The organism is Janthinobacterium aquaticum, assembly GCF_009208565.1.
Taxonomy (GTDB): Bacteria; Pseudomonadota; Gammaproteobacteria; order Burkholderiales; family Burkholderiaceae_D; genus Janthinobacterium.
This window is the reverse complement of the sequence record NZ_WFLK01000001.1, coordinates 92226-114690: the sequence shown is the minus strand read 5'-3', so window position 1 is coordinate 114690 and position 22465 is coordinate 92226. Positions and strand designations below refer to the sequence as shown.

The 22465-nt window shown below is 61.1% G+C and carries 17 protein-coding genes; 10 read left to right on the top strand and 7 right to left on the bottom strand.

The features are described 5' to 3' along the window. Positions 1-75: 75 nt before the first annotated feature. On the top strand, positions 76-1446 hold the full coding sequence (gene ppnN, locus GCM43_RS00490) for a nucleotide 5'-monophosphate nucleosidase PpnN (RefSeq protein WP_152241562.1): 1371 nt from the start codon (positions 76-78) through the stop codon (positions 1444-1446). Positions 1447-1778: 332 nt separating this feature from the next. Continuing rightward, the gene (locus GCM43_RS26450) at positions 1779-2978 is read left to right on the top strand and encodes a methyl-accepting chemotaxis protein (RefSeq protein WP_152241561.1); all 1200 of its coding nucleotides are present in this window, start codon (positions 1779-1781) and stop codon (positions 2976-2978) included. A 117-nt stretch (positions 2979-3095) separates the two neighbouring features. Here the strand turns inward: GCM43_RS26450 and lysS are convergent, their stop codons facing one another. The 4 genes from lysS to GCM43_RS00465 form a co-directional block, all read right to left on the bottom strand. Next, positions 3096-4625, bottom strand: a complete 1530-nt coding sequence (gene lysS, locus GCM43_RS00480) for a lysine--tRNA ligase (RefSeq protein WP_152241560.1) — start codon at positions 4623-4625, stop codon at positions 3096-3098. 22 nt (positions 4626-4647) lie between these two features. After that, positions 4648-5325, bottom strand: coding sequence for an HAD family hydrolase (locus GCM43_RS00475; protein ID WP_152241559.1), 678 nt, complete (start codon positions 5323-5325; stop codon positions 4648-4650). A gap of 2 nt (positions 5326-5327) precedes the next feature. Next, a protein-coding gene (prfB, locus tag GCM43_RS00470) for a peptide chain release factor 2 (protein ID WP_152241558.1) occupies positions 5328-6432 on the bottom strand; the annotation gives its coding sequence in 2 pieces (ribosomal slippage) (positions 5328-6350 and positions 6352-6432; 1104 coding nt in all). A 295-nt stretch (positions 6433-6727) separates the two neighbouring features. Next, positions 6728-7666, bottom strand: a complete 939-nt coding sequence (locus tag GCM43_RS00465; protein ID WP_226929251.1) for a YihY/virulence factor BrkB family protein — start codon at positions 7664-7666, stop codon at positions 6728-6730. Positions 7667-7779: 113 nt separating this feature from the next. On the opposite strand from GCM43_RS00465, the gene GCM43_RS00460 reads away from it, so the two are divergent. Further along, a complete protein-coding gene (locus tag GCM43_RS00460) occupies positions 7780-8778 on the top strand; it encodes an alpha/beta hydrolase (RefSeq protein ID WP_152241557.1) in 999 nt (332 codons plus the stop codon). Here the strand turns inward: GCM43_RS00460 and GCM43_RS00455 are convergent. Continuing rightward, complete coding sequence (locus tag GCM43_RS00455) at positions 8762-11059, bottom strand: FdhF/YdeP family oxidoreductase (protein WP_152241556.1); 2298 nt, start codon at positions 11057-11059, stop codon at positions 8762-8764. The two genes, GCM43_RS00460 and GCM43_RS00455, sit on opposite strands and share 17 nt — an antisense overlap. A gap of 149 nt (positions 11060-11208) precedes the next feature. Here GCM43_RS00455 and GCM43_RS00450 point away from each other — a divergent pair, with 149 nt between their 5' ends. Together GCM43_RS00450 and GCM43_RS00445 are read left to right on the top strand one after the other, a co-directional pair. Beyond that, positions 11209-13251, top strand: a complete 2043-nt coding sequence (locus GCM43_RS00450) for a bifunctional 2',3'-cyclic-nucleotide 2'-phosphodiesterase/3'-nucleotidase (protein WP_152241555.1) — start codon at positions 11209-11211, stop codon at positions 13249-13251. Then, a complete protein-coding gene (locus GCM43_RS00445) occupies positions 13248-13763 on the top strand; it encodes an SEL1-like repeat protein (RefSeq protein ID WP_152241554.1) in 516 nt (171 codons plus the stop codon). The genes GCM43_RS00450 and GCM43_RS00445 overlap by 4 nt, the downstream gene beginning before the upstream one ends. Here the strand turns inward: GCM43_RS00445 and GCM43_RS00440 are convergent. Further along, positions 13760-14230 carry a hypothetical protein gene (locus GCM43_RS00440; RefSeq protein WP_152241553.1) on the bottom strand — a complete coding sequence of 157 codons (471 nt, stop codon included), beginning with the start codon at positions 14228-14230 and terminating at the stop codon, positions 13760-13762. The genes GCM43_RS00445 and GCM43_RS00440 overlap by 4 nt on opposite strands. A gap of 9 nt (positions 14231-14239) precedes the next feature. Further along, positions 14240-15124, bottom strand: coding sequence for a hypothetical protein (locus GCM43_RS00435; protein ID WP_152241552.1), 885 nt, complete (start codon positions 15122-15124; stop codon positions 14240-14242). A 303-nt stretch (positions 15125-15427) separates the two neighbouring features. Between GCM43_RS00435 and GCM43_RS00430 the strand changes: the two genes are divergently transcribed. The 5 genes from GCM43_RS00430 to GCM43_RS00410 all read left to right on the top strand — a co-directional run bounded on the left by GCM43_RS00430 (position 15428) and on the right by GCM43_RS00410 (position 22461). Continuing rightward, entirely contained in the window at positions 15428-16585 is a 1158-nt protein-coding gene (locus tag GCM43_RS00430; RefSeq protein WP_152241551.1) for an ABC transporter substrate-binding protein, read from the top strand. Between the two features lie 95 nt (positions 16586-16680). Beyond that, positions 16681-17571 carry a branched-chain amino acid ABC transporter permease gene (locus GCM43_RS00425; RefSeq protein ID WP_152241550.1) on the top strand — a complete coding sequence of 297 codons (891 nt, stop codon included), beginning with the start codon at positions 16681-16683 and terminating at the stop codon, positions 17569-17571. Between the two features lie 7 nt (positions 17572-17578). Then, on the top strand, positions 17579-19534 hold the full coding sequence (locus GCM43_RS00420) for a branched-chain amino acid ABC transporter ATP-binding protein/permease (protein WP_152241549.1): 1956 nt from the start codon (positions 17579-17581) through the stop codon (positions 19532-19534). A 10-nt stretch (positions 19535-19544) separates the two neighbouring features. After that, positions 19545-20267: an ABC transporter ATP-binding protein gene (locus GCM43_RS00415; RefSeq protein WP_152241548.1), complete on the top strand. Its 723-nt coding sequence runs from the start codon at positions 19545-19547 to the stop codon at positions 20265-20267. Positions 20268-20331: 64 nt separating this feature from the next. Further along, entirely contained in the window at positions 20332-22461 is a 2130-nt protein-coding gene (locus tag GCM43_RS00410) for a TonB-dependent receptor plug domain-containing protein (RefSeq protein ID WP_226929250.1), read from the top strand. Positions 22462-22465 lie beyond the last annotated feature (4 nt).

Genomic DNA, 22465 nt, shown 5'->3' with positions numbered 1-22465 from the left:
CACAAGCTGCCAGAGTTGTCGTATATTGGTGCTGCAACACCCTTTGAGCATCGATTTTTATAGGATTCAAGCACAATGGAACACGACGTTATCGATACTCTGGTGACACCTGAGGGCCGCCTGGACGTGCTCTCCAAGAATGAAGTCAATAAATTGCTCGACACCAGTCAGGGCGGCCTGTACGACACCTTCCGCCGCTGCGCACTGGCGGTACTCAACAGCGGCAGCACCATCGACGATGGCCGCGCCCTGCTAGAGCGCTACGAGTCGTTTGAAATCTCGATTATCCAGCGCGAGCGCGGCATCAAGCTCGACATCAAAGGCGCACCGGCGGCAGCGTTTGTCGATGGCAAGATGATCAAGGGCCTGCACGAGCATCTGTTTGCCGTGCTGCGCGACATTATCTTTGTCAGCGATGAAGTAACGGGCAACCCGAAATTCGATCTGCACAGCACCGAAGGCGTGACCGACGCGGTATTTCATATCCTGCGCAACGCCAATGTGCTGCAAACCCAGCTCAACCCCAATCTGGTGGTGTGCTGGGGCGGTCACTCGATCAACCGCGCCGAATACAATTACTCGAAAGAGGTCGGATACCAGCTGGGCCTGCGCGGCCTCGATATCTGCACCGGCTGCGGCCCGGGCGCCATGAAAGGCCCGATGAAGGGCGCCACCATCGGCCACGCCAAGCAGCGCCTGCACAACGGCCGCTATCTGGGCATTACCGAGCCGGGCATTATTGCCGCCGAGTCGCCCAACCCGATCGTCAATGATCTGGTGATCATGCCGGACATTGAAAAGCGCCTCGAGGCATTCGTGCGCGCCGGCCACGGCATCGTGGTGTTCCCGGGCGGCGCTGGCACGGCCGAAGAGATCCTGTATATCCTCGGCATCCTGCTGCATCCGGACAATGCCGACGTGCCATTCCCGCTGATTTTCACCGGCCCGGAAACGGCGCGCGAGTATTTCGTGCAGATCAACCAGTTTATCCACGATACGCTGGGACCGGAAGCGCAGCAGCGCTACAAAATCATTATCGACGACCCGGAACTGGTGGCGCGCGAAATGCAGGAGGGCATCAAGCAGGTGCGTGAATTCCGCAAGGCACACAGCGACGCCTATTATTTCAACTGGCTGCTCAGGATCGACCATGAGTTCCAGAAGCCGTTCCACCCGACGCATGAAAACATGCGCAACCTGAGCCTGCACAAAAACCAGCCGACCCATCTGCTGGCAGCGCAACTGCGCCGCGCGTTTTCAGGCGTGGTGGCTGGCAACGTCAAGGACGATGGCATCCGCTCGATCGAGAAGTACGGCAACTTCGAGATCCATGGCGACAAATCCATTATGGGCCCGATGGACGCGCTGCTGGCGTCGTTCGTGGCCCAGCACCGCATGAAACTGGCGGGCACGGCGTATGTGCCGTGCTATACCGTGGTGCAGTAGGTCGGATCAGGCCCCTGCGGGGGCCGTAATCCGACAACCGTGTTGGCACTGACCGTGGTGTTGTCGGATTACGGCCTGCGGCCTGATCCGACCTATAAAAGGTTCTTCACGGGTTTCCGCGGAGGCGCACAAAAAGCCGCCAGATCGCACGATCTGGCGGCTTTTTGCATTCGGCTGCCGGCCAGGTTTTGCCCTCCACACTATTGAGCCCGCACCATCGCGTTTGATTGAATGCTGTTATTATCCGCGCATTAATAGTTTCTTGCGAGAAGCAATTTTTACTAAAAAGCAAGATTGCATGTGCAGTCCTTCAATCAATAACAGAGAATTTTATGTGGCCTTTTTCAACCAAGCAATCGACTGCCTTGCCGCAGATGGAATTGCAGGCTTTGCGCGACCAGATCGACCAGGCGCAGGCGCTGGCCGCCCAGCTGGAAGATGACAACGAGCATCTGATGAACCGTTTTGACCTGGTGCGCGGCGCCACCTCCGATGGCCTGTGGGACATGGAAGTGAACCAGGCCGATCCCGGCAACGAAAACAATGTGTTCTGGTGGTCTAACCAGTTCCGCGCCTTGCTCGGCTATCGTGACGAGCGTGATTTTCCCAATGTACTGGGCAGTTGGTCGCGCTTGCTGCATGCCGAGGATTACGGCCCGACCATGCAGGCCTTCGGCAAGAGCCTCAGCGATCTGTCGGGCCGCACGCCCTACGATGTGCGCTACCGCCTGAAATGCCGCGATGGCGAATACCGCTGGTTTGCCGCAAAAGGCAAGATCCTGCGTGACGAGCGCGGCGTGGCGCAGCGTATCGCCGGCTCGCTCACCAGCATAGAAACCCAGCTGGCCAAGGAGCGCGAGCTGGAAAAGACGCTGGTGCGATTCGAGCTGTCGGGCGACATGATCAACGACGGCCTGTATGACGTGGAAATTGTGGCAGGTGACCCGATCAATCCGAACAATGTGTTCTGGTGGTCGCCGCAGTTTCGCAGCCTGCTCGGTTTCCAGACCGAGCAGGAGTTCCCCAATGTGATGGATTCGTGGGCTTCGCGCCTGCATCCGGAAGACAGCGAACAGAGCCTCGGTGGCTTTATTGCCCACCTGAACGACCGCAGCAGCGGCGAGCCTTTTACCGTGGTGCAGCGCGTACGCTGTGCCGACAATGAATACCGCTGGTTTCGCGTCAAAGGCCAGACCAAGCGCGATGCCAATGGCTATCCGCTGCGCTCGGTCGGCGCGCTGACCGATATCCACTCGCAAAAGCTGGCTGAAGAAGCCAAGGAGCGCCAGGTCGCCTACCAGGCCAGGCTGGAAGCGAGTCTCAAGGACATCGGCAAGATTGTCGAGACGATCGAGCTGATCGCGCGCCAGACCAATCTGATTGCGCTGAACGCCGCCATCGAGGCAGCCCATGCCGGTAACGCTGGCCGCGGCTTTTCGGTGATTGCGGGCGAAGTGCGCCAGCTGTCGTCGCGCACGACCGAGGCGACCACCGAAGTGTCGCGCATCCAGCGCGAGCTGGCCCAGGCCTGATCCGCTACATCGCCAGCATGAAAAAAGCCGCCAGATAGGCTATCTGGCGGCTTTCTGCTTTGATCTTGGAATAGCCTGAAAAAAAACGCTGTGAGCTAATTTTTCAGGCCTTCGCCATTACTCTTCGCGGCGCAGGTGCGGGAACAGCAGCACGTCGCGGATATTGGGCGAATCGGTAATGATCATCATCAGGCGGTCGATGCCGATGCCGCAACCGCCGGCTGGCGGCATGCCGTATTCGAGCGCGCGGATGTAGTCGGCGTCGTAGAACATCGCTTCTTCGTCACCGGCGTCCTTGGCGGCAACTTGCGCCAGGAAGCGGGCCGACTGGTCTTCGGCGTCGTTCAGCTCCGAAAAACCATTGGCGATTTCGCGGCCGACCATGAACAGCTCGAAGCGCTCGGTAATGCCGGCCACGGTGTCGGAGGCGCGCGCCAGCGGCGACACTTCAACCGGGTAGTCGATGATATAAGTCGGCTCCCACAGCTGCGCTTCGGCGGTTTCTTCAAACAGCGCCAGTTGCAGCGCGCCCAGGCCGGCGGTGGCGAACGGCTTGACGCCGAACTTCAGCAGTTCTTTCTTGATGAATTCGGCATCGTTCAGCTGCTCGGCCGTGTAGTGCGGCGCGTACTTGTTGATGGCGCCAACGATGGTCAGGCGATGGAACGGCTTGGCCAGGTCCAGCTCGCGGCCACCGTAGGTCAGCGTGGCGGTACCGTGCGCATCGATGGCGGCCTGGCGGATCACCGCTTCGGTAAAGTCCATCAGCCACTTGTAGTCGGTATAGGCCGCGTAGAATTCCATCATCGTGAATTCAGGGTTGTGACGGATCGACACACCTTCGTTGCGGAAGTTGCGGTTGATCTCGAACACGCGGTCAAAGCCGCCCACGACCAGGCGCTTCAGGTACAGTTCCGGCGCGATACGCAGGTACATTTCCATGTCCAGCGCATTGTGGTGCGTGACGAACGGCTTGGCTGCCGCGCCGCCCGGAATGGTGTGCAGCATCGGCGTTTCGACTTCCATGAAGTCGTTCTTTTCCATGAAGCGGCGGATCGACGAGATGGCGGCGGTACGCGCCTTGAAGGTGCGACGCGTCTCTTCGCTCATGATCAGGTCGACATAGCGCTGGCGGTACTTGGTTTCCTGATCGGCCAGGCCGTGGAATTTGTCCGGCAGCGGGCGCAGCGACTTGGTGATCAGGCGCAGTTCTGTGACCTTGATGGTCAGCTCGTCGGTCTTGGTCTTGAACAGGGTGCCGGTCACGCCCAGGATATCGCCCAGGTCATAGTGGTGCAGCGCAGCCATGGCCGCTTCGCCGGTCAGGTCGAGCGTGGCGTAGATCTGGATGCGGCCGTCGGCGCGCGGGCCCGAAGCGTCCTGCAGGGTGGCGAAAGCGGCTTTCTTGCCCGCTTCGCGTTTCAACATCATGCGGCCAGCCAGCACCACGGTCACCGGTTCGGCTTCCAGTTCTTCGCGTGTCTTGCCGCCATACTGGGCGTGCAGGTCGGCGGCCTTGTGCTGCGGGCGGAAGTCGTTCGGGAACGCGACGCCTTCGGCGCGCAGGGCGCCCAGCTTGGCGCGGCGCTCGGCGATGATCTTGTTTTCATCAGGGGCGGCGGCTTGGTCTTGGATTTCCGTGGTCATGATCAGTTTGTTTTTGTGTAGATTAAATGGTGGTCGCTGCTGGCGCGCTGGCAAACAGCGTATCGAGATCGAGTTCGCTGAAGTTGGCCGCGATGCAGATCACGTTGTCGAACTCGGCAAACGCCGAAGCGGGCAGGGTGGTGGTCAGCACCACCGCGCGCATGCCGGCGCGGCGCGCCGCCTCCACGCCCAGCGGCGCGTCTTCAAACACGATGCAGTTCTCGGGCAGCGCGCCGGCGCGTTCGGCGCCGGCCAGGAATACGTCCGGGTTGGGCTTGCCACGCGCCACATCGCCGGCACCGACGATGGCGTCGAACTTGCTGCGCAGGTTCAGGCCATCGAGCGTAAAGGCGATGTTTTCGTTCGGCGCGGCGGTGCCCACCACCAGCTTGACGCCGGCAGCGGCAGCCTTGGCGATCAGCGCGTCAAAGCCCGGCACGGCAGCCAGGTGCGGGCCGTACAGTTCGCGGTACAGCGCTTCTTTCTCGGCGTTCAGCGTGACATGGTCGACATCTTCGCCCAGATAGCTGCGCATGATTTCATGGCCCTGGCGACCGGCTGTGTCGAGAAAAAACGCATCGGGGTCGATCACCTTGCCGCGGCTTTCAAAAAACGCCAGCCACGATTTGGTGTGAAAGGCCATGTTGTCGACGATGGTGCCGTCCATGTCAAAGATCAGTGCACGCTGAGGTGAAGTCATGCTTATACGCCTTGCTTGAGGGAAGCGGAGATAAAGTCGTCGATGTCGCCGTCGAGCACGCCCTTGGTGTTGCCCGTCTCGAAACCGGTGCGCAAATCCTTGATGCGCGACTGGTCGAGCACGTAGGAGCGGATTTGGTGGCCCCAGCCGACGTCGGTCTTCGAGTCTTCCAGCTTTTGCTGCTCGCTCATGCGCTTGCGCAGTTCATGTTCGTACAGCTTCGCTTTCAGCATTTCCATCGCTTCGGCGCGGTTGCGGTGCTGCGAACGGTCGTTCTGGCACTGCACCACGATACCGGTCGGGGCGTGGGTCATGCGCACGGCCGAGTCGGTTTTATTGATGTGCTGGCCACCGGCGCCCGAGGCGCGATAAGTGTCGACGCGGATATCGGCCGGGTTGACGTCGATCTCGATCGAATCGTCCACTTCCGGATACACGAACAGCGACGTGAACGACGTATGGCGGCCGTTGGCCGAGTCAAACGGCGACTTGCGCACCAGGCGGTGCACGCCGGTTTCCGTGCGCAGGAAGCCATAGGCGTGATCGCCCTCGACTTTCAGCGTAGCGGTCTTGATGCCGGCTACCTCACCCTCGGACTGTTCCAGGATATCGACCTTGAAGCCTTTGCGCTCGCAATAGCGCAGGTACTGGCGCAGCAACATCGAGGCCCAGTCCTGGGCTTCGGTACCGCCGGCACCGGCCTGGATATCGATAAAGCAGTTGTTCGGGTCCATCGGATTGTTGAACATCCGGCGGAACTCCATGCTGACGATGACTTTTTCAATTTCCCTGACATCGACTTCGATCGCTTCGAGCGTCTCGTCGTCGCCTTCCTCACGCGCCATGGCAAACAAATCCAGCGTATCGCGCAGATCGGCATCGGCCTTGGTCAGGGTAAAGACGATCGCTTCGAGCGCCTTCTTTTCCTTGCCCAGGTCTTGCGCGCGCTTGGGATCGTTCCAGACCGTAGGGTCTTCTAATTCTTCATTGACCTGCTCGAGTTTCTCCGACTTGACAGTGAAGTCAAAGATACCTCCGAAGTTCGGCTTCGCGGACCGTCAGGTCGGCGAGCAGGGCGGAGATGACATTAATGCGTTCGGCTTCCATGATCTTGGTCTTCTGGTAGTGTAATCAACCTTGAATTATACCCTACGGCAGGCGGTTTTCGACGCTCAAGACACGCCATAGACCAATTGTGACAACCGGATCGTGGCAGATTATCAGGGTGATGACTGAGGGAAGGCCATGGCCGGATTGCCGCTGATCGCATTGATCAGCGCCGTATCGATCAGTTTTTGATAAAACATCTTCATGGACGCCCTCCGCCTGCACCGGCTGATTTCACCGATGCTGCGCCGGTTCGCGGCGTCCATCTTGCGCTGGCACAGACCAGACGCCATCATCAGGAGCGGTGGCGGTGGCTTCCCAGCGTCATCGCATATTCATGCGTAAATAATGCGCCAAAGAAGAAAATCTGCGCCGAATAGTATATCCAGGTAATCAAAGCCACGATGGAGCCAGCCGCACCATAGGCGTTGCCGAAGTCGCCGTGGCCCAGGTACAGGCCGATCACCACCTTGCCGCCCATAAACAGGATCGCCGTCAGAATGGCGCCAACAATCACATCGCGCCAGGCAATCGGCGTGGCAGGCAGGTATTTGTAAATAAAGGCAAAGATGACGGTGACGATCACCATCGACAGGCCGGCCATCGCATACTGCAGCAGCTTGCCGGGATCGGTTGGATCGGCCCAGCTGCCTTGCAGCGCTGCCAGGCCGGCGTTGACCGCCAGCGTCATCATCAGCATCAGGGCCAGCACCAGCACCAGGCCGAACGACAGGATGCGTTCCTTGAGCATCAGCCACACGCCCGAGCCTTCGGACGGCGGGATTTCCCACAGCTCGTCCAGGCTTTCTTTCAGTTCGGCAAAGGCGCTGGTGGCCGTGACCAATACGATCACGCCGGAGATCAGGCTCGCCGCCAGCCCTTCGTCTTCGCGTCGGGCGCCGGCAATAATGGCTTTCAGTGCATCGCCGCCCTGCGCGCCGGTCAGGCCGCCCAGTTCCGTCAACAGGGCGGTGCGCACGGCGTTTTCGTCAAAAAACATGCTGGCCAGCGCCACCACCAGGATCAGCATCGGCGCCAGCGAAAACAGCACATACAGTGTCAGCGCGGCGCCCTTGCTGGCGGCGCGCCGGTCCAGCCAGGCGTTGAAGGCGGCGCGCGCCATCTGCGCCAGCGCATAAGCATACGAGGCCCAGCCGCCACGCTGCACGCGTTCGGCCACTTCGATGCGCTGCTGGGCCAGCACTTGTTTTTTTTCCGGGGGCAGGTTTTTCAAGATGCAGCTTCCTGTAGATGGACAAGGCTCCAGCTTGCACGCGCCAGCTGCCAGCTTCCGTGCGCGTGCGCACGCTCTGCTACAGTGCAGTTTTGCCACTTGCAGAGAACACCATGCCGTTTCCAGAGTCCCGCCAGCCCGTTCTCGACCCGGTCGATGCCGCCATCGTGGCCGAGGCGCGCGCCTTCAACCGCCGCCTGGCCTGGGCGCCGCGCCTGCGCATCCGCAATCGTTTTACGCCGCTGCTGGTGCAGTCGCTGTTGCATCTGGGACAGGTGGCCGACGGCGCCAGGCTGGCCAGGGCCGGCGTACGTGCGCGCCGCCAGGTCATCCACGTCGATGGTCTCGCCGTGCCGCTGCGTATCCTGACGGGCAGCCGGCCGCCGCGCGCCGTGGTGCTGGATTTTCATGGTGGCGGCTGGGTGATCGGCAACGCGCAGATGAATGACGCGCTCAATATTGCGATTGTCAACGCCTGCGATGTGGCGGTGGTGTCGGTCGATTACCGGCTGATGCCGGCGCATGCGCTGCGCGATATGCTGGACGACTGCCTGGCTGCTGCGCGCTGGCTGCTCGGCGACCAGGCCGATCCGTCATGGGCGCAGCTACCGATGCTGGTGGTGGGCGAGTCGGCTGGCGGCCATCTGGCGGCGGCAACGCTGCTCAGTTTGAGGCAATCGCCGCCATTGCTGGCACGCATCGCCGGCGCGGTGCTCTACTACGGCGTGTACGACCTGTCCGGCACACCGAGCGTACGCGCGGCCGGGCCCGACACCTTGCTGCTGCACGGCCCCAGCATGGCAACGTCGATGCGCCAGCTGACCCCGGGCCTGAGCGAGGCGCAGCAGCGCACGGTACCATGGTCGCCGCTGTATGGCGTGCTCGACGGCATGCCGCCGGCGCTGATGGTGGCCGGCGCGCGCGATCCGCTGTTTGACGATACGGTGCTGATGGCGGCGCGCTGGCGCGAGGTGGCCGACGTCGAGTTGCATCTGCTGCCCGAGGCGGCGCACGGGTTTATCCGCTTTCCGATCGCGCTGGCGCGCAATATGCAATCGCGCACCCACGCGTGGCTCAATGAGCGCATTGCTGCTTTCAAGCCCCTGACGTGAGCATTCTAACGGCAATCGATTTGCCTGCTGGCACCATGCTGTCGATCGCATGGTGCGCCAGCGGCAGCAGCGGATTGCATTCAGGGAAATAGCCGGCCAGGCAGCCGGCAGGCACGTCGTAAGCCACCAGCTTGAAACCATTGACGCGGCGCACGATGCCGTCTGGCGCCACGCCCAGCAGATCGACCAGCGCGCCTTCAGCAAACCCCAGCCGCGCGATATCGTCTACATTGACCAGCAGCACGCGGCGCGTGCCGTGGATGCCGCGAAAACGGTCGTCTTCGTTGTAGACGGTGGTATTGAACTGGCTGTCGCTGCGGATGGTAAACAGGCGCAAGACATCGGCGTTGGGCTGCGGTTCATCCGGGTCTTCCTGCAGCGTGGCTGGCGTAATAAAGTTTGCCAGGCCGTTGGCTGTTTTCCAGACCCGCTCGGCCGCCGGCACGGGCCGGCGAAAGCCGCCTGGCTGCCACATGCGCGCGTTAAAGCCGTGGAAAATATCCGGGTAGGTGATGGCAATGGCGTCGCGCACGGTGGCATAGTCGGCAACCCACGCATCCCACGGCACCAGCGCAAAGCGCTCGGCCGGCAGCATGGCGCGCGCCAGTTCTGCCACGATGGCCGGTTCCGAGCGCAAGGTGGCGGCGGCAGGCTCGGCGCGGCCGCGCGAACCATGCATGCAGCCGGTGCTGTCTTCGACAGAGACGGCCTGCTCGCCGCTGGCCTGGCGGTCGATCTCGATGCGGCCCAGGCAGGGCAGCAGATACGTCGTTTTCCCCGGCACCAGATGGCTGCGATTGAGCTTGGTGGCGATCTGGACCGACAGTGTCAGCTTGCGCCAGGCAGCTTCGAGCTGGTCGGTGTCGGGTGCGGCGCGCAGGAAGTTGCCGCCCAGGCTGACAAACGCCTGCACCGAGCCGTCAAGCAGGCCCTGGCAGGCGGTCACGGTATTGAGGCCCTTGTCGCGTGGCGGCGCAAAGCCGTATTGTTTTTCCAGCTGGTCGAGCGGCGCCAGTTCCGGCTTTTCTGTAATGCCCACCGTGCGCTGTCCCTGGACGTTCGAGTGGCCGCGCACCGGGCAGATGCCGGCGCCTGGTTTGCCGATATTGCCGCGCAGTAGCAGCAGGTTCGACAGCATCTGCACATTCTGCACGCCATGGCGATGCTGGGTCAGGCCCATGCCAAACACGCCGATCACACGCTGCGAACTGGCGTAGGTGGCCGCCGCCGTTTCCAGGTCGGCGCGGCCCAGGCCCGACTCGCGTTCGATATCGCGCCATGTGGCGGCCCGTGCAGCGCCGGCAAAGTCGTCAAAACTGGCAGTATGTTCAGCGAGAAAAGACGCATCGAGCACGCGCGGGGCGCCGGCAGCCTGCGCCGCATCGTCGGCCTCGATCAGCGCCTTGCACAGTCCCATCAGCGCCGCGCTGTCGCCGCCGGCCTTGACCTGCAGATACTGGGTGCTGATAAGCGTCTCGGCCGGGGTGAGCATCTCGGCCGGCGACTGCGGGTTGGCAAAATGCAGCAAGCCGGTCTCGCGCAGCGGGTTGAAGGTGATCACGGGCACGCCGCGTTTGCGCGCTTCCTGCAACTGGTGCAGCATGCGCGGGCTGTTGGTGCCGACATTCTGGCCGAAGAAAAAGATGCAGTCGGTCTGCTCGAAGTCGTCCAGTACAACGGTGCCGATCGGCACGCCGATGGTTTTCGGCAGCGCGACCGAGGTGCTTTCATGGCACATGTTCGAGCTGTCGGGCAGGTTGTTGTTGCCGTACATCCGCGCGGCCAGCTGGTACATATAGGACGTTTCCAGCGAGGCGCGTCCGGAACTGTAGAACACCACGCTTTTCGGGGCCATCGCGCGCAGTTCGGCGCCGATGGTCTCAAACGCCGCTTCCCAGCTCGTTTCCTGGTAACGGTCGCTTGCGCTGTCCCAGCGCAGCGGCACCGTCAGGCGGCCCACGCTTTCGAGCTGATGATCGCTCCAGCTGCGCAGTTCGGCCAGTGTGTGCTTGTCAAAAAAGTCGGCGCCGATAGTCTTGCTGGTGATTTCCCAGGCCGTGGCCTTGGCGCCGCTTTCGCAAAACTCGAACGGGTGCGGGTTGGCCGGCTTGGCCCAGGCGCAGCCCACGCAGGCAAAACCGTCAGTCTTGTTCTGATGCAGCATCAGGCTGCTGCCCTTGAACAGCACGCCTTCGGTCAGCAGTGCCGAGCCGACTTCCTTGACGGAGCCCCAGCCTCCTGCAGGATGCGCGTACGGTTCGGGTTGGCTGGCTTTGGTCATGGCGTGCTCCGCGATAATTGGATTATGCGAAGTTACGTGCAATCGGCCTGGCTCTCTGTACTGCGCTGCACACAAGATGGCATTCGGGTAATTGCGTGGCTGAAAGCCGGCGCGTATGATGGCCAGTTTTACTGATACTGGCCCAGCCCATGCCGACCCCGACCATCCTGCGTTTGTTCGTCCTTCCTGTTCCCGTGCTGCTGGCCGCTTGCGGCACTGTGCCATCCGTCACGCCGTCGATGCCCGCCATGCCCGCCACATCGGCTGGCAGCACCGTCACGCTGGCGCTGCTGGAAACCACCGACCTGCACGCCAATGTGCTCAGCTATGATTATTACAAGCTGCAGGCCGAGCCGTCGATCGGGCTCGAGCGCACGGCCAGCGTGATTGCCCAGGCGCGCGCGCAGTTTCCAAACAATTTGCTGCTCGATAATGGCGACACCATCCAGGGTACGGCACTGGCCGATTACCAGGCGCTGGTGAAACCACTGGCTTGCGACCAGACGCTGGCGATCTACAAGGCCATGAATCTGCTGAAAGTCGATGGCGGCGGTATCGGCAACCATGAATTCAACTATGGCCTGGCGTTTTTGAGCCAGGTAACGGGCAACCGGTTTGACGTGGACAGCGTCGATGCGGCCAAACCGCGCTGCGCGGGGCCGCAGTTTCCGCAGGTGCTGGCCAATGTCTACAGCGTGAAAAGCGGCAAACCGCTGTTTGCGCCGTATCACATCATCAACAAACAGGTGACGGCAAGCGGACCTGACGGCAAGCAGGTGACGGCGGTGGTCAGGGTAGGCATTATCGGTTTTGCACCGCCGACCATTATGTCGTGGGACAAGCGCTGGCTGGAAGGGCGCGTCTATACGCAGGGCGTGCGCGAGACGGCAGAAAAATATATCCCTGAAATGCGCGCCAAAGGCGCCGACCTGGTGGTCGCCATCTCGCATGGCGGCCTGGATAACAGCCCATATTCGCCGACCATGGAAAACGGCAATTACTATCTGTCGCAAGTATCGGGCGTGGACGCCATGCTGATCGGCCACTCGCACCAATTGTTCCCGAACGCTGCCAGTACCGTGCCGCAGTTCAACCTGCCCGGCGTGGACAAGGTTCGTGGCCTGGTCAACGGTGTGCCGACCGTGATGGCCAATCTGTGGGGCAAGCATCTGGGCGTGATCGGCCTGCATCTGCGTTACGACGGCAAGCAATGGGTGGTGGACAAGAGCCAGACCACGGTCGAGGCGCGCGGCATCCAGAACGCCGACAAGAGCTATGTGGTGCCCGATGCGGCCATCGCCGCGCTGGTGGCCGACGAACATGCCGCCACCATCCGCTATGTGCAGACGCCAGTCGGCAGCACCGATTTCCGCATGTCGACCTATTTTGCCGATGTGGGCGATGTCAGCGCGATTGAAGTGGTCAATCAGGCGCAGGCTGCCTATCTGGCCGCGTTTGTCAAAGCCAATCTGCCGCAATACGCAAGCCTGCCGGTGCTGTCGATGTCGTCGCCGTTCAAGAGCGGCTCGGCTGGCGTGACCGACTATACCGATGTCAAGGCGGGCAATGTCGCGCTGAACAACGCTGCTGACCTGTATCTGTATCCGAACGCGCTGTATGGCGTGAAGATGACGGGGGCCGAACTGAAAGCCTGGCTCGAGCATTCGGCGCAGCGCTTCAATACCATCGATCCGAATCAGGCCCAGCCGCAAGAACTGGTCAATCCAGCCCATCCAAGCTATAACTTCGACGCCATCACCAGCCGTGATGTGCGCTATGAAATCGATGTAACCCAGCTGCCAGGCCAGCGCATCAAGACCTTGACCTACCAGGGCAAGCCGGTGGATCCGCAGCAGCAATTTCTGATCGCCACCAATAACTACCGCGCCAGCGGCGGCGGCAATTTCCCTGGTCTCGATGGCAGCAAGACGGTAGTTGCTTCGCCGGACAATAACCGCGAGTTGCTGATTGCCTATGTCACCGAGCAAAAACACCTGACACGCGCGGCCAGTGGCGCGGCGCGCAGCTGGCGTTTTGTAAAGGTAGCGACGAAGGGCCCGGTGGTATTTCACTCGGCGCCCAATGTGATTGCGTTGGCAAAGGACGCCGGCATCAACAATGTAACGCAGCTCAAAGCCGATGATGGGCTAGGCAAGGGCTTTGCGCTGTATCAGGTCGATTTGTCGAAATGAGACTGAAAAGTTGCATGCTGGCGGTGGTGTTGCTGGCTTCGTTGACTACTGCACTGCCGGTCTTTGCTGCTAACGATCCGGGCACGGATCTGGCCCAGGCCAGGCAGTTGATGCGTGGCGAGGCAGCAGGGCATCCGCAGGCGCGCGCCCTGTTTGCGGCAGCAGCCAGGCAGGGCAGCGGGCCGGCAGCCTACTATCTGGGCCTGATGCAAAAAAACGGCCTCGGTGGTGCGGCAGACCCGGCGGCTGCGCTGCAATCGCTGTTGCTGGCAGCGCAGCGCCAGGTAGTGCCTGCCATGTTTCTGGCAGCGAACATGCTGCAAGACAGCGATCCAGCCCAGGCGCGTCGCTGGCTTGATGCGGCCTGTGACGCCGAATATCCGGAAGCGCTGATGCAAAAATCGCTGGCGCTCTCGGAAGGGCGCATGGGCTATGCGCACAATGAAGCGCAAGGTGCGCTGTATCTGAAAATGGCGCAGCACGCGATGGGACATCGGCAGCCTGAACCTTAGCTGCCGCTTGCAGGCGGCTCGGCAATGGCATTCAATGCAGTGGCATTCAATGCCCCGGCGGTATCAGGTTTTGCACGCAGGGACTTGATGGCATCGCTTACTGCCAGCGGGTTGCGCGAGAGCAGGGCGCCAGCCAGGTCCAGCAAGCCGGCCGCCGCCTTGATGGCTGCCTTGGTCTGCTTGATATCGGCCACCACCTGCGTGCCGCGATCGATGGCCTCGTTGACATTGCGTACGGCGTCCTGTGCATGTTCGGCCAGCAGATAAATGCCATTTGCACGGAAAAACGCCACCATGTGGTCCAGATGGCTTTCATACTGCTGCAGTTCCTGCAGTTCTACCGCTGAAATCGGCGGCGCCTGCGCGGTCAAAGCGATGCGCAGCTCGAGTATGCCTGCCGAGGCGCGTGCCAGGCGGTCGGCGATATTGGTGCTGTCCGACTCTTCCAGCCGTTCGGGCTTGTTCATTCTGTTCTCCTACCACAATGTCGGGCTGTACAGCGCGTTCTGGCGCTGCAAGGCGTCGACGCGGCTGGCAAACACTGCCAGTTGCTGCGCCAGTTCGGCGTCATTCATGGGTTTGCTGCGCAGTGCGGCCAGGCTGCGCTGCATGACGTCGATGGCGTCCACATAGGCGGCCAGCACTTTGCCACGTTCGACCAGTTGCAAGCGGTCGTCAGCCAGTCTGGAGCGCAGAATATTGACGGCCAGCGGCTCGCGCGCGGCGCTGTTGTCGAGTGCACGGTCCAGTAGCGCCAGGGTCCGGCTTTCATCACCCACGGTGTCGTTATAATTTTGCCGGGCGAAACTGCGCAGCGTATCGCTGATCAGCTTGATATCGTCTTCGCGCTCAAGCAGCAGTGCAATGCCCGCTCGTTGCTGGCGCTGCGTGGCTACTCGGCTGATCAGTTCGCTCAAGCGCGTAACCCGCGCCACCTTGTCTGCGTCCAGCAGGCTGCCGCCACCACTGTCTGGCAAGCCTCCCAGCGCCTTGTTCAGCGCACCAAATTCGTCCTTGCTGCGCGACAGTGTGTCGCTCGACAGCGCCAGCAGCACATCGGCATAGCGTTTGAGTACCTGGTTCAGTTGCGCCATGGCCGAGAATGCGCCGGCATAGGGCTGGCAGCGTGCAAGCGCATCTTGCGCTGCAGCCTGCGGCTGGTATGGCCTGTCGGTAATGACACCGGTACGCTGCACATTGCTGGTGCAGCTGCGCATGGCGTGCGCCAGCATCGGCTCGAAGGCGTTGGCGACCGATTCGGTCTGTACTGCAAAGGTAGCCACTGGCTTGAAATTGCTGCAGGCACTGTTCAACAGCGCGAGCAGCAGGATGGCCGCAATGGTGGAAAAAGGGTGCCGCATGCGACCTCCGCTCGGGCTGGAATGCCCATCATCGCACTGCTGGCAGTGCCGTCTTTTGCGCCAGATCAAACGGCCGTCACCAACCAAGCCATGGGCTGCAAAGCCAGTGTTTTCGCCATATTTTGCTTACGCGAAGCTGACAGGTCTGTAGAAAGTTTTCAAATCAACCATGCTGCGTCGCGTCATATGTAGTTGTTGCTGGGGCATGCTTACTCCCCTACAATGAATTATCGATGGGGCGGTTATCCAGCGTACGACTATAACAATATGTGGTTTAAAAGCGTTGTATCACAGGAGATGACAATGAAGTTCAATCAGAAATTGCTGGTAGCAAGTTTGGTTCTGGGTTTCTCGCAAATGGCTGTTGCAGCCGACCCCATCAAGATCGGCGTATCCGGTCCGTTTACCGGCGGCTCGGCGCCGATGGGCGTGTCGATGCGCGACGGCGTCAAGCTGGCCGTGGCTGAAATCAACGCCAAGGGCGGCGTCATGGGCCGCTCGCTGCTGCTGATTGAGCGCGACGACGAAGCCAAGAACGAGCGCGGCGTGCAGATCGCGCAAGAGCTGATCAACAAGGAAAAAGTCGCCGCCACCGTGGGCTATATCAATACCGGCGTGGCGCTGGCCTCGCAGCGTTTCTACCAGGACGCCAAGATTCCCGTGATGAACAATGTGGCCACCGGCTCGATCGTCACCAAGCAGTTTGCCGACCAGCCAGAAAACTATATCTTCCGCAATGCCGCCAATGACCAGATCCAGTCGCACATGATCGTCGAAGAGGCGGTCGAGCGTCGCAAGTTCAAGAAAGTGGCGATCCTGGCCGACTCGACCAACTATGGCCAGCTGGGCCGCGAAGACCTGGAAAAGGCGCTCGACAAAAAAGGCATCAAGGCGGTAGCGGTTGAAAAATACAATATCAAGGACGTCGACATGACGGCCCAGTTGTTGAAAGCCAAGCAGGCCGGCGCCGAAGTGGTGCTGACCTACGGCATCGGTCCGGAACTGGCGCAAATTGCCAACGGCATGGAAAAACTGGGCTGGAAAGTGCCGCTGATCGGCAGTTGGACGCTGGCCATGGGTAACTTTATCGACAATGCCGGCAAGAACGGCGACGGCACGCGCATGCCGCAAACCTTTATCCAGGACGCCAGCACCCCCAAGCGCAAGGCCTTTATCGACGCGTATCTTGCCGCCTATAAGCCGTCGGGCGGACGCATGCCGTCGGCCGTGTCCGCAGCGCAAGGTTACGACTCGATCTACCTGCTGGCAGCGGCCTTCAAGCAGGCCGGCGGCACCGATGGGCCGAAAGTGCGCGCCGCTCTGGAAAACCTGAACGAAAAAGTCGAAGGCGCCGTGACCACCTACAACAAGCCGTTCAGCAAAACCAACCATGAGGCGATTACGGCCGACCTGACCGTGTTCGGCGAGGTCAGGGATGGCAAAGTCATCCTTGCCAAATAAGCGAGCGGACATCGTCCTGATGCCTTAGCTGTGAAATGGCCAGTCTTGAGGATCAAGGCTGGCCATTTTTTATCGTTCGTCTTACGGGGAATACCATGGAAATCTTCCTGCAGCTTGTCTTCAGCGGCGTGGCGCTGGGCATGATTTATGCCGTTATCGCTTTTGGCTACCAGCTGACCTTTGCCACCTCAGGCACCCTCAACTTTGGCCAGGGCGAGTCGTTGATGCTGGGTGCGCTCGTTGGCCTGAGTCTGGTTGGCACCATCCACGGCGGCCCGTACATGAGTTACTTGCTGATGATCCCCATCGTGATCGTCTTTGGCGCCTTGCAGGGCGTGTTTGTCGAATGGATCGGCGTGCGCCCGGCCATCAAGATCAAGAGCGAGTTCGGCTGGATCATGTCGACCATTGCGCTGGCCATTATCTTCAAGAACGTGGCGGAAAATATCTGGGGCAAGGACGATTTGATGTTTCCTTCCCCCTTGTCGGCCGCGCCGTTTCAGTTGTTTGGCGCCAATGTGCAGCAGATGCAGGTGGCCGTGATACTCGGCGCGCTGGCCATTATGCTGGCCGTTGAAGTGTTCAACCGCAAATCGATCTACGGCAAGGCCGTGGTGGCCACTGCCAATGACCGCGATGCGGCAGGCTTGATGGGCATCAATACCGGCATGGTGATCACGTTTTCGTACGCGCTGTCGTCGGCCACGGCCGCGTTTGCCGGCGTGCTGGTAGCGCCGCTGACGCTGACCGGCGCCACCATGGGCGCTTCCCTGGGCTTGAAAGCGTTTGCCGTGGCCATTATCGGCGGGCTGACGTCGGGCATGGGGGCGATTGTGGGCGGGCTGATCCTGGGTATCGCCGAGACCACCACCGGCTATTACATCTCCACCGGCTACAAGGAAGTGCCCGGCCTGCTGTTGCTGCTGCTGGTGCTGGCCATCAAGCCGTCCGGCCTGTTTGGCAAAGCTGCGATCAAGAAAGTCTGAGGAACACATGAACCAGAAAATTACCATGCTGGCATTGAGCGCGGCAGGCTTGGCCGTGCTGCTGCTGTTTCCTGTTGTGATCCCCAATCCCTATTATATTCATCTGGCCGAAACCATCCTGATCTACGCCATCCTGCTGTTTGGTCTTGATATCGTGGTGGGCTATACGGGCCAGGTGTCGTTGGGCCATGCCGGCCTGTTCGGTATCGGCTCGTATGCGACCGGCGTGCTGGTATTCAAACTTGGTGCGCCGTTCTGGCTGGCGATACCGGCCAGCGTGCTGGGCGCGGCCGTGTTTGGCGCCATCCTGGCGCTGCCGGCGCTGCGCGTGACCGGGCCTTACCTGGCGATGGTCACGCTGGCCTTCGGCACCATCGTGCAAATCTTGATCAACGAGATGAGTTTCCTGACCGAAGGGCCGATGGGCATCAAGATCCACAAGCCCATGCTGTTCGGCCATAAACTGTCGGAAGTCGAGTATTACTATATGGTGGCGGCGCTGACGGTGCTGTCGCTGATCGTGGTGCACCGCATATTGAAATCGAACCTGGGACGCGCGTTCGAGGCGCTGCGCGACAGCCCGATTGCATCCGACTGCATGGGCGTGTCGGTGTACCGCTACAAGGTGTATGCGTTCGTGATCAGCGCCGGCTTTGCCGGGCTGGCTGGCAGCCTGTATGCGTACTCTGAAGAATATATCTCGCCCAATACCTACAACTTCGAGCTGACCATCCTGTTCCTGTTGGCCGTCATTATGGGCGGTCGCAAGACGCGCTCGGGCGCACTGATCGGCGCGCTGATCGTGGTGATGCTGCCGAGCCTGCTGTCCGATATTGCCTTGTTCCGCAAGATTGCCGTGGCGGCCGCCGTACTGGGCGTGATCGGTTCAGGCCTGATGCTGGCGCAAAAGCGCACTACCGTGCGCGGCGTGATCGTGCCGCTGGTGGCCACCATCGGCCTGGCGGCGGTGTCGTTCAAGTTAGATAATATGGTGGAGTGGCGTTTGACCATTTTTGGTTTGATGACGCTGTTTGTGGTGTATTACCTGCAGGACGGCATCGTTGGCTTCCTGATGAGTTTTATCGGGCGCGGGCGGCGCCATGTGAAGGCGGTGACCGCGCATGGCGTGGCGCCGTTTGCCCAGTTGGGCGACAGCCGCAATACGGGCGGTGTGCCTCTACTGCGCGTGGACCAGGCGCTGATGCAGTTTGGCGGCTTGAAAGCGCTCAACCAGGTCGATCTGTCGGTGGCGCAAGGATCGGTACATGGCCTGATCGGCCCGAACGGTTCAGGCAAGAGCACCATGATGAATGTGCTGACCGGCATCTACAAGCCGACCGCCGGCAAGGTCGAGTTCGATGGCGCCGTCATTTCGGGCCGCACGCCGTCTGAAATTGCTTTGGGTGGCGTGGCGCGCACGTTCCAGAACGTGCAGCTGTTCGGTGAAATGACCGCCACTGAAAACGTATTGGTCGGCCTGCACAACACGTTTGCGTCGAACGTGTTTGACGTGATGCTGCAAACGCCGCGCTACCGGCGCGAAGAGCGCCTGGCGCGCGAACGGGCTGCCAGCATTCTCGACTTTGTCGGCCTGGCCGACCTGGCCAACGAAGAAGCGCGCAATCTGCCGTATGGCAAGCAGCGCCTGCTGGAAATCGGCCGTGCGCTGGGTTTGAATCCGCGCCTGCTGCTGCTCGACGAGCCGGCCGCCGGCCTGACCGCGCCCGATATCCGCGAACTGATGGCCATTATCCGCAAGATCCGCGAGCACGGTATTACCATTATCCTGATCGAGCATCATATGGATGTAGTGATGGCCTTGTCTGACGTAGTCACGGTGCTCGACTTTGGCCAGAAAATTGCCGAAGGCGCACCGGCTGCGGTGCAAAGCGATCCGAAAGTGATCGAAGCCTACCTGGGCGGCAGCAGCGAGCAGGCCGCCACGCCATCGACCACACATTGACGAGGACGCCATGTTAGCTATCCATAATTTGCAGGCCGCCTACGGCAAAGTTGAAGTGTTGCACGGCATCTCGCTGGAGGTACCCAAAGGCAAACTGGTCACGCTGATCGGCTCGAACGGCGCTGGCAAGACCACCACCATGCGCGCCATTTCCGGCATGTTGAAACCCAAAGGCGGCAGCGTAACCCTGGACGGCAAGGATGTGACCGGGCTGGACTCGCACAAAATCGCGCGCGCCGGCCTGGCCCATTCGCCGGAAGGGCGGCGCGTATTTGCCTCAATGTCGGTGACCGACAATCTGCTGCTGGGGGCGTTTCCGCGCTTTACGCGGGCGCGCCCGAAAGGCGACGTCAGGGGCGACCTGGAGCGGGCGATGGAGCTGTTTCCACGCCTGAAAGAACGGCGCGACCAGCTGGCCGGCACGCTATCGGGCGGCGAGCAGCAGATGCTGGCCATGGCGCGCGCCGTGATGCTCAACCCCGAGGTGATCCTGCTTGACGAACCATCGATGGGCCTGGCGCCGATACTGGTCGAAGAGGTGTTTCGCATTATTACGCGCCTCAAGTCCGAGGGCGTGACCATGCTGCTGGTGGAACAGTTTGCCGCCGCCGCGCTCAACGTGGCTGACTACGGCTATGTGCTGGAAAACGGCAGCATTTCGGTGCATGGACCGGCAGAGAGCCTGAAGACCGATCCGAAGGTGGTGGCGGCGTATCTGGGAGGTGGGCATTAGCTTGTGCCTGCTTGTTAAATCCTCTACACTTCCCGCTTCCTTCAGGTAGTGGTGAGAAAGTTCCATGCAGAGCGTATCGCGGTATGTCCCGATTTTTTTGTTGCTGTATTGGGGCGCCAGCCGCGCAGACGATGAACCGCTGCAAAAGGTGGAGGTTTCTGGCGCCAATGGCGTCCAGCAGCGCCGGGACGATACGGCCAGCCGGCTGATCGTGGGCCGTGACGAGATAGTGCAATATGGCGACAGCAATCTCGCTGCGGTACTGGCGCGCCAGCCTGGCGTATCGGTGGTCGGCAGCGAAGTGAGATTGCGTGGCCTCGGAGCCGGCTATACGCAAATCCTGATCAATGGCGACCCGGCGCCGCCCGGCTTTTCGATCGACACACTGGCGCCGGACACCATCGAACGCATCGAGATATTGCGTAGCGCCGCCGCCGAATACAGCATGCAGGCCGTGGCCGGCAGCATCAATCTGATCTTGCGCAAGGGCAGTAGCAGCGCGCAGCGTGAAGTCAAATTTGGTGCGGGCCGGGGCGATGGTCGCTGGAGTCCGCTTGCCTCCTTGCGTGCGGCAGACAAGCTGGGCAACTTTTCCTATGGTGTGACTGCGGTGTTGGAGCGCACTGCCGAGGACGCCGAGGTGCAGACGCGCGAACGCGCTTCTGACAGCGCGGGCCAGACTGTGATGCTGCGCCAGACGTCAGTGCGCAATGCTTCGTCGGTCAACAAGGCCAGCCTGGCGCCGCGTTTGCACTGGGACTTGACGGGCAGCGACACACTGACCTGGCAGAGTCTCTTTAACTGGTATCGCACCGGCTTCAACGGCAATGCGCGCGAAACCGTCCTGCTTGGCAACGGCACCGATTATCCAGTCAACCGGGTGACATCGGCCGCATCCATTTTTTCCGGCCGCAGCGATCTGGCCTGGGTCAGCTCATTCGGCGCCCAGGGCAAACTGACGGCCAAGCTTGGGTTCAGTCACGATCAGCGCGATACCGATTATGATTTCCTTGGGCACGCCGCTGATGATGCGCCGCGTTTGCGGCGCGCAGTGTTATCCGATGCAACCGACGACAGTGCCACCAGCAGCGGAAAATATCTGGCCCGCCTTGGTGCCGGCCATGCCCTGAGCCTGGGCTGGGATGGCGGCTTGCTGGTGCGCCGCGAAGCGCGACATCAGCGCGATACTTTTGCCGACGGCGCGCCGCCTTATGCGCTCGATGAAGACTATATTGCCCGGGTGCGTCGGCTGGCGCTGTATGCGCAGGATGAATGGGATCTGGCAGCGCGGCTGCAGATGTATGCCGGATTGCGCTGGGAGGGCCTGCGTACCTCGACTTCCGGACGCACGCTGGCAGAAACGCCAACGCGCTCGGGCGTGTGGAGTCCGGTCATGCAGATGCTGTGGAAGCTGCCTGAGCAGGAGCGGGACCAGGTTCGCCTGGCGCTGGCGCGCACCTACAAGGCGCCCGCCACGCGCAACCTGATACCGCGGCGCTATACGGTCAATAACGGCAATGGTCCGAACAATCCTGACTTCCAGGGCAATCCGGCTTTGCGCCCGGAACTGGCCTGGGGCCTCGATGCGGCGTGGGAAAGCTATTTTGGCAAAAGTGGCGTGGCCAGCCTGTCTGCCTTTGCACGCCGCATCAGCGATGTGACAGTGCAGCGCCTGTTTGAACAGGACGGGGTCTGGATCACCACGCCGTACAATCAGGGCAGGGCCAGCGTGCACGGCATTGAAGCCGACCTGAAATTTCCGCTACGCAGCTTGATTGCCGATGCGCCGGCACTGGACTTGCGTGCCAACCTGGCGCGCAGCTGGTCACGCGTTGATGCCGTGACAGGTTCGGACAACCGCCTGGCCAGCCAGGTGCCGGCCACGTTCAATTTGGGTGTGGATTATCATGCGACGGCGCAGTGGAGCGGCGGCGCCAGCTATAACCTGCAGACGGGTGGTCTGGCGCGGCAGGACCGGTTCTCCGGCAGTTATGTCGGTGTGCGCCGCACGCTTGACACCTATGCACTGTGGCAACAACAAGGCGGATTTCGCCTGCGGCTGTCCCTGCTCAATCTGCTGCACCAGCAGCGTTTGCAGGGACAATGGTATCAGGATGGACAAGGCGCAAGTGACAGCATGACCAGTACTGCGAGTGGCGCCGTGCTGCGTTTGCTGATCGAACGCAGTCTGTAGATAG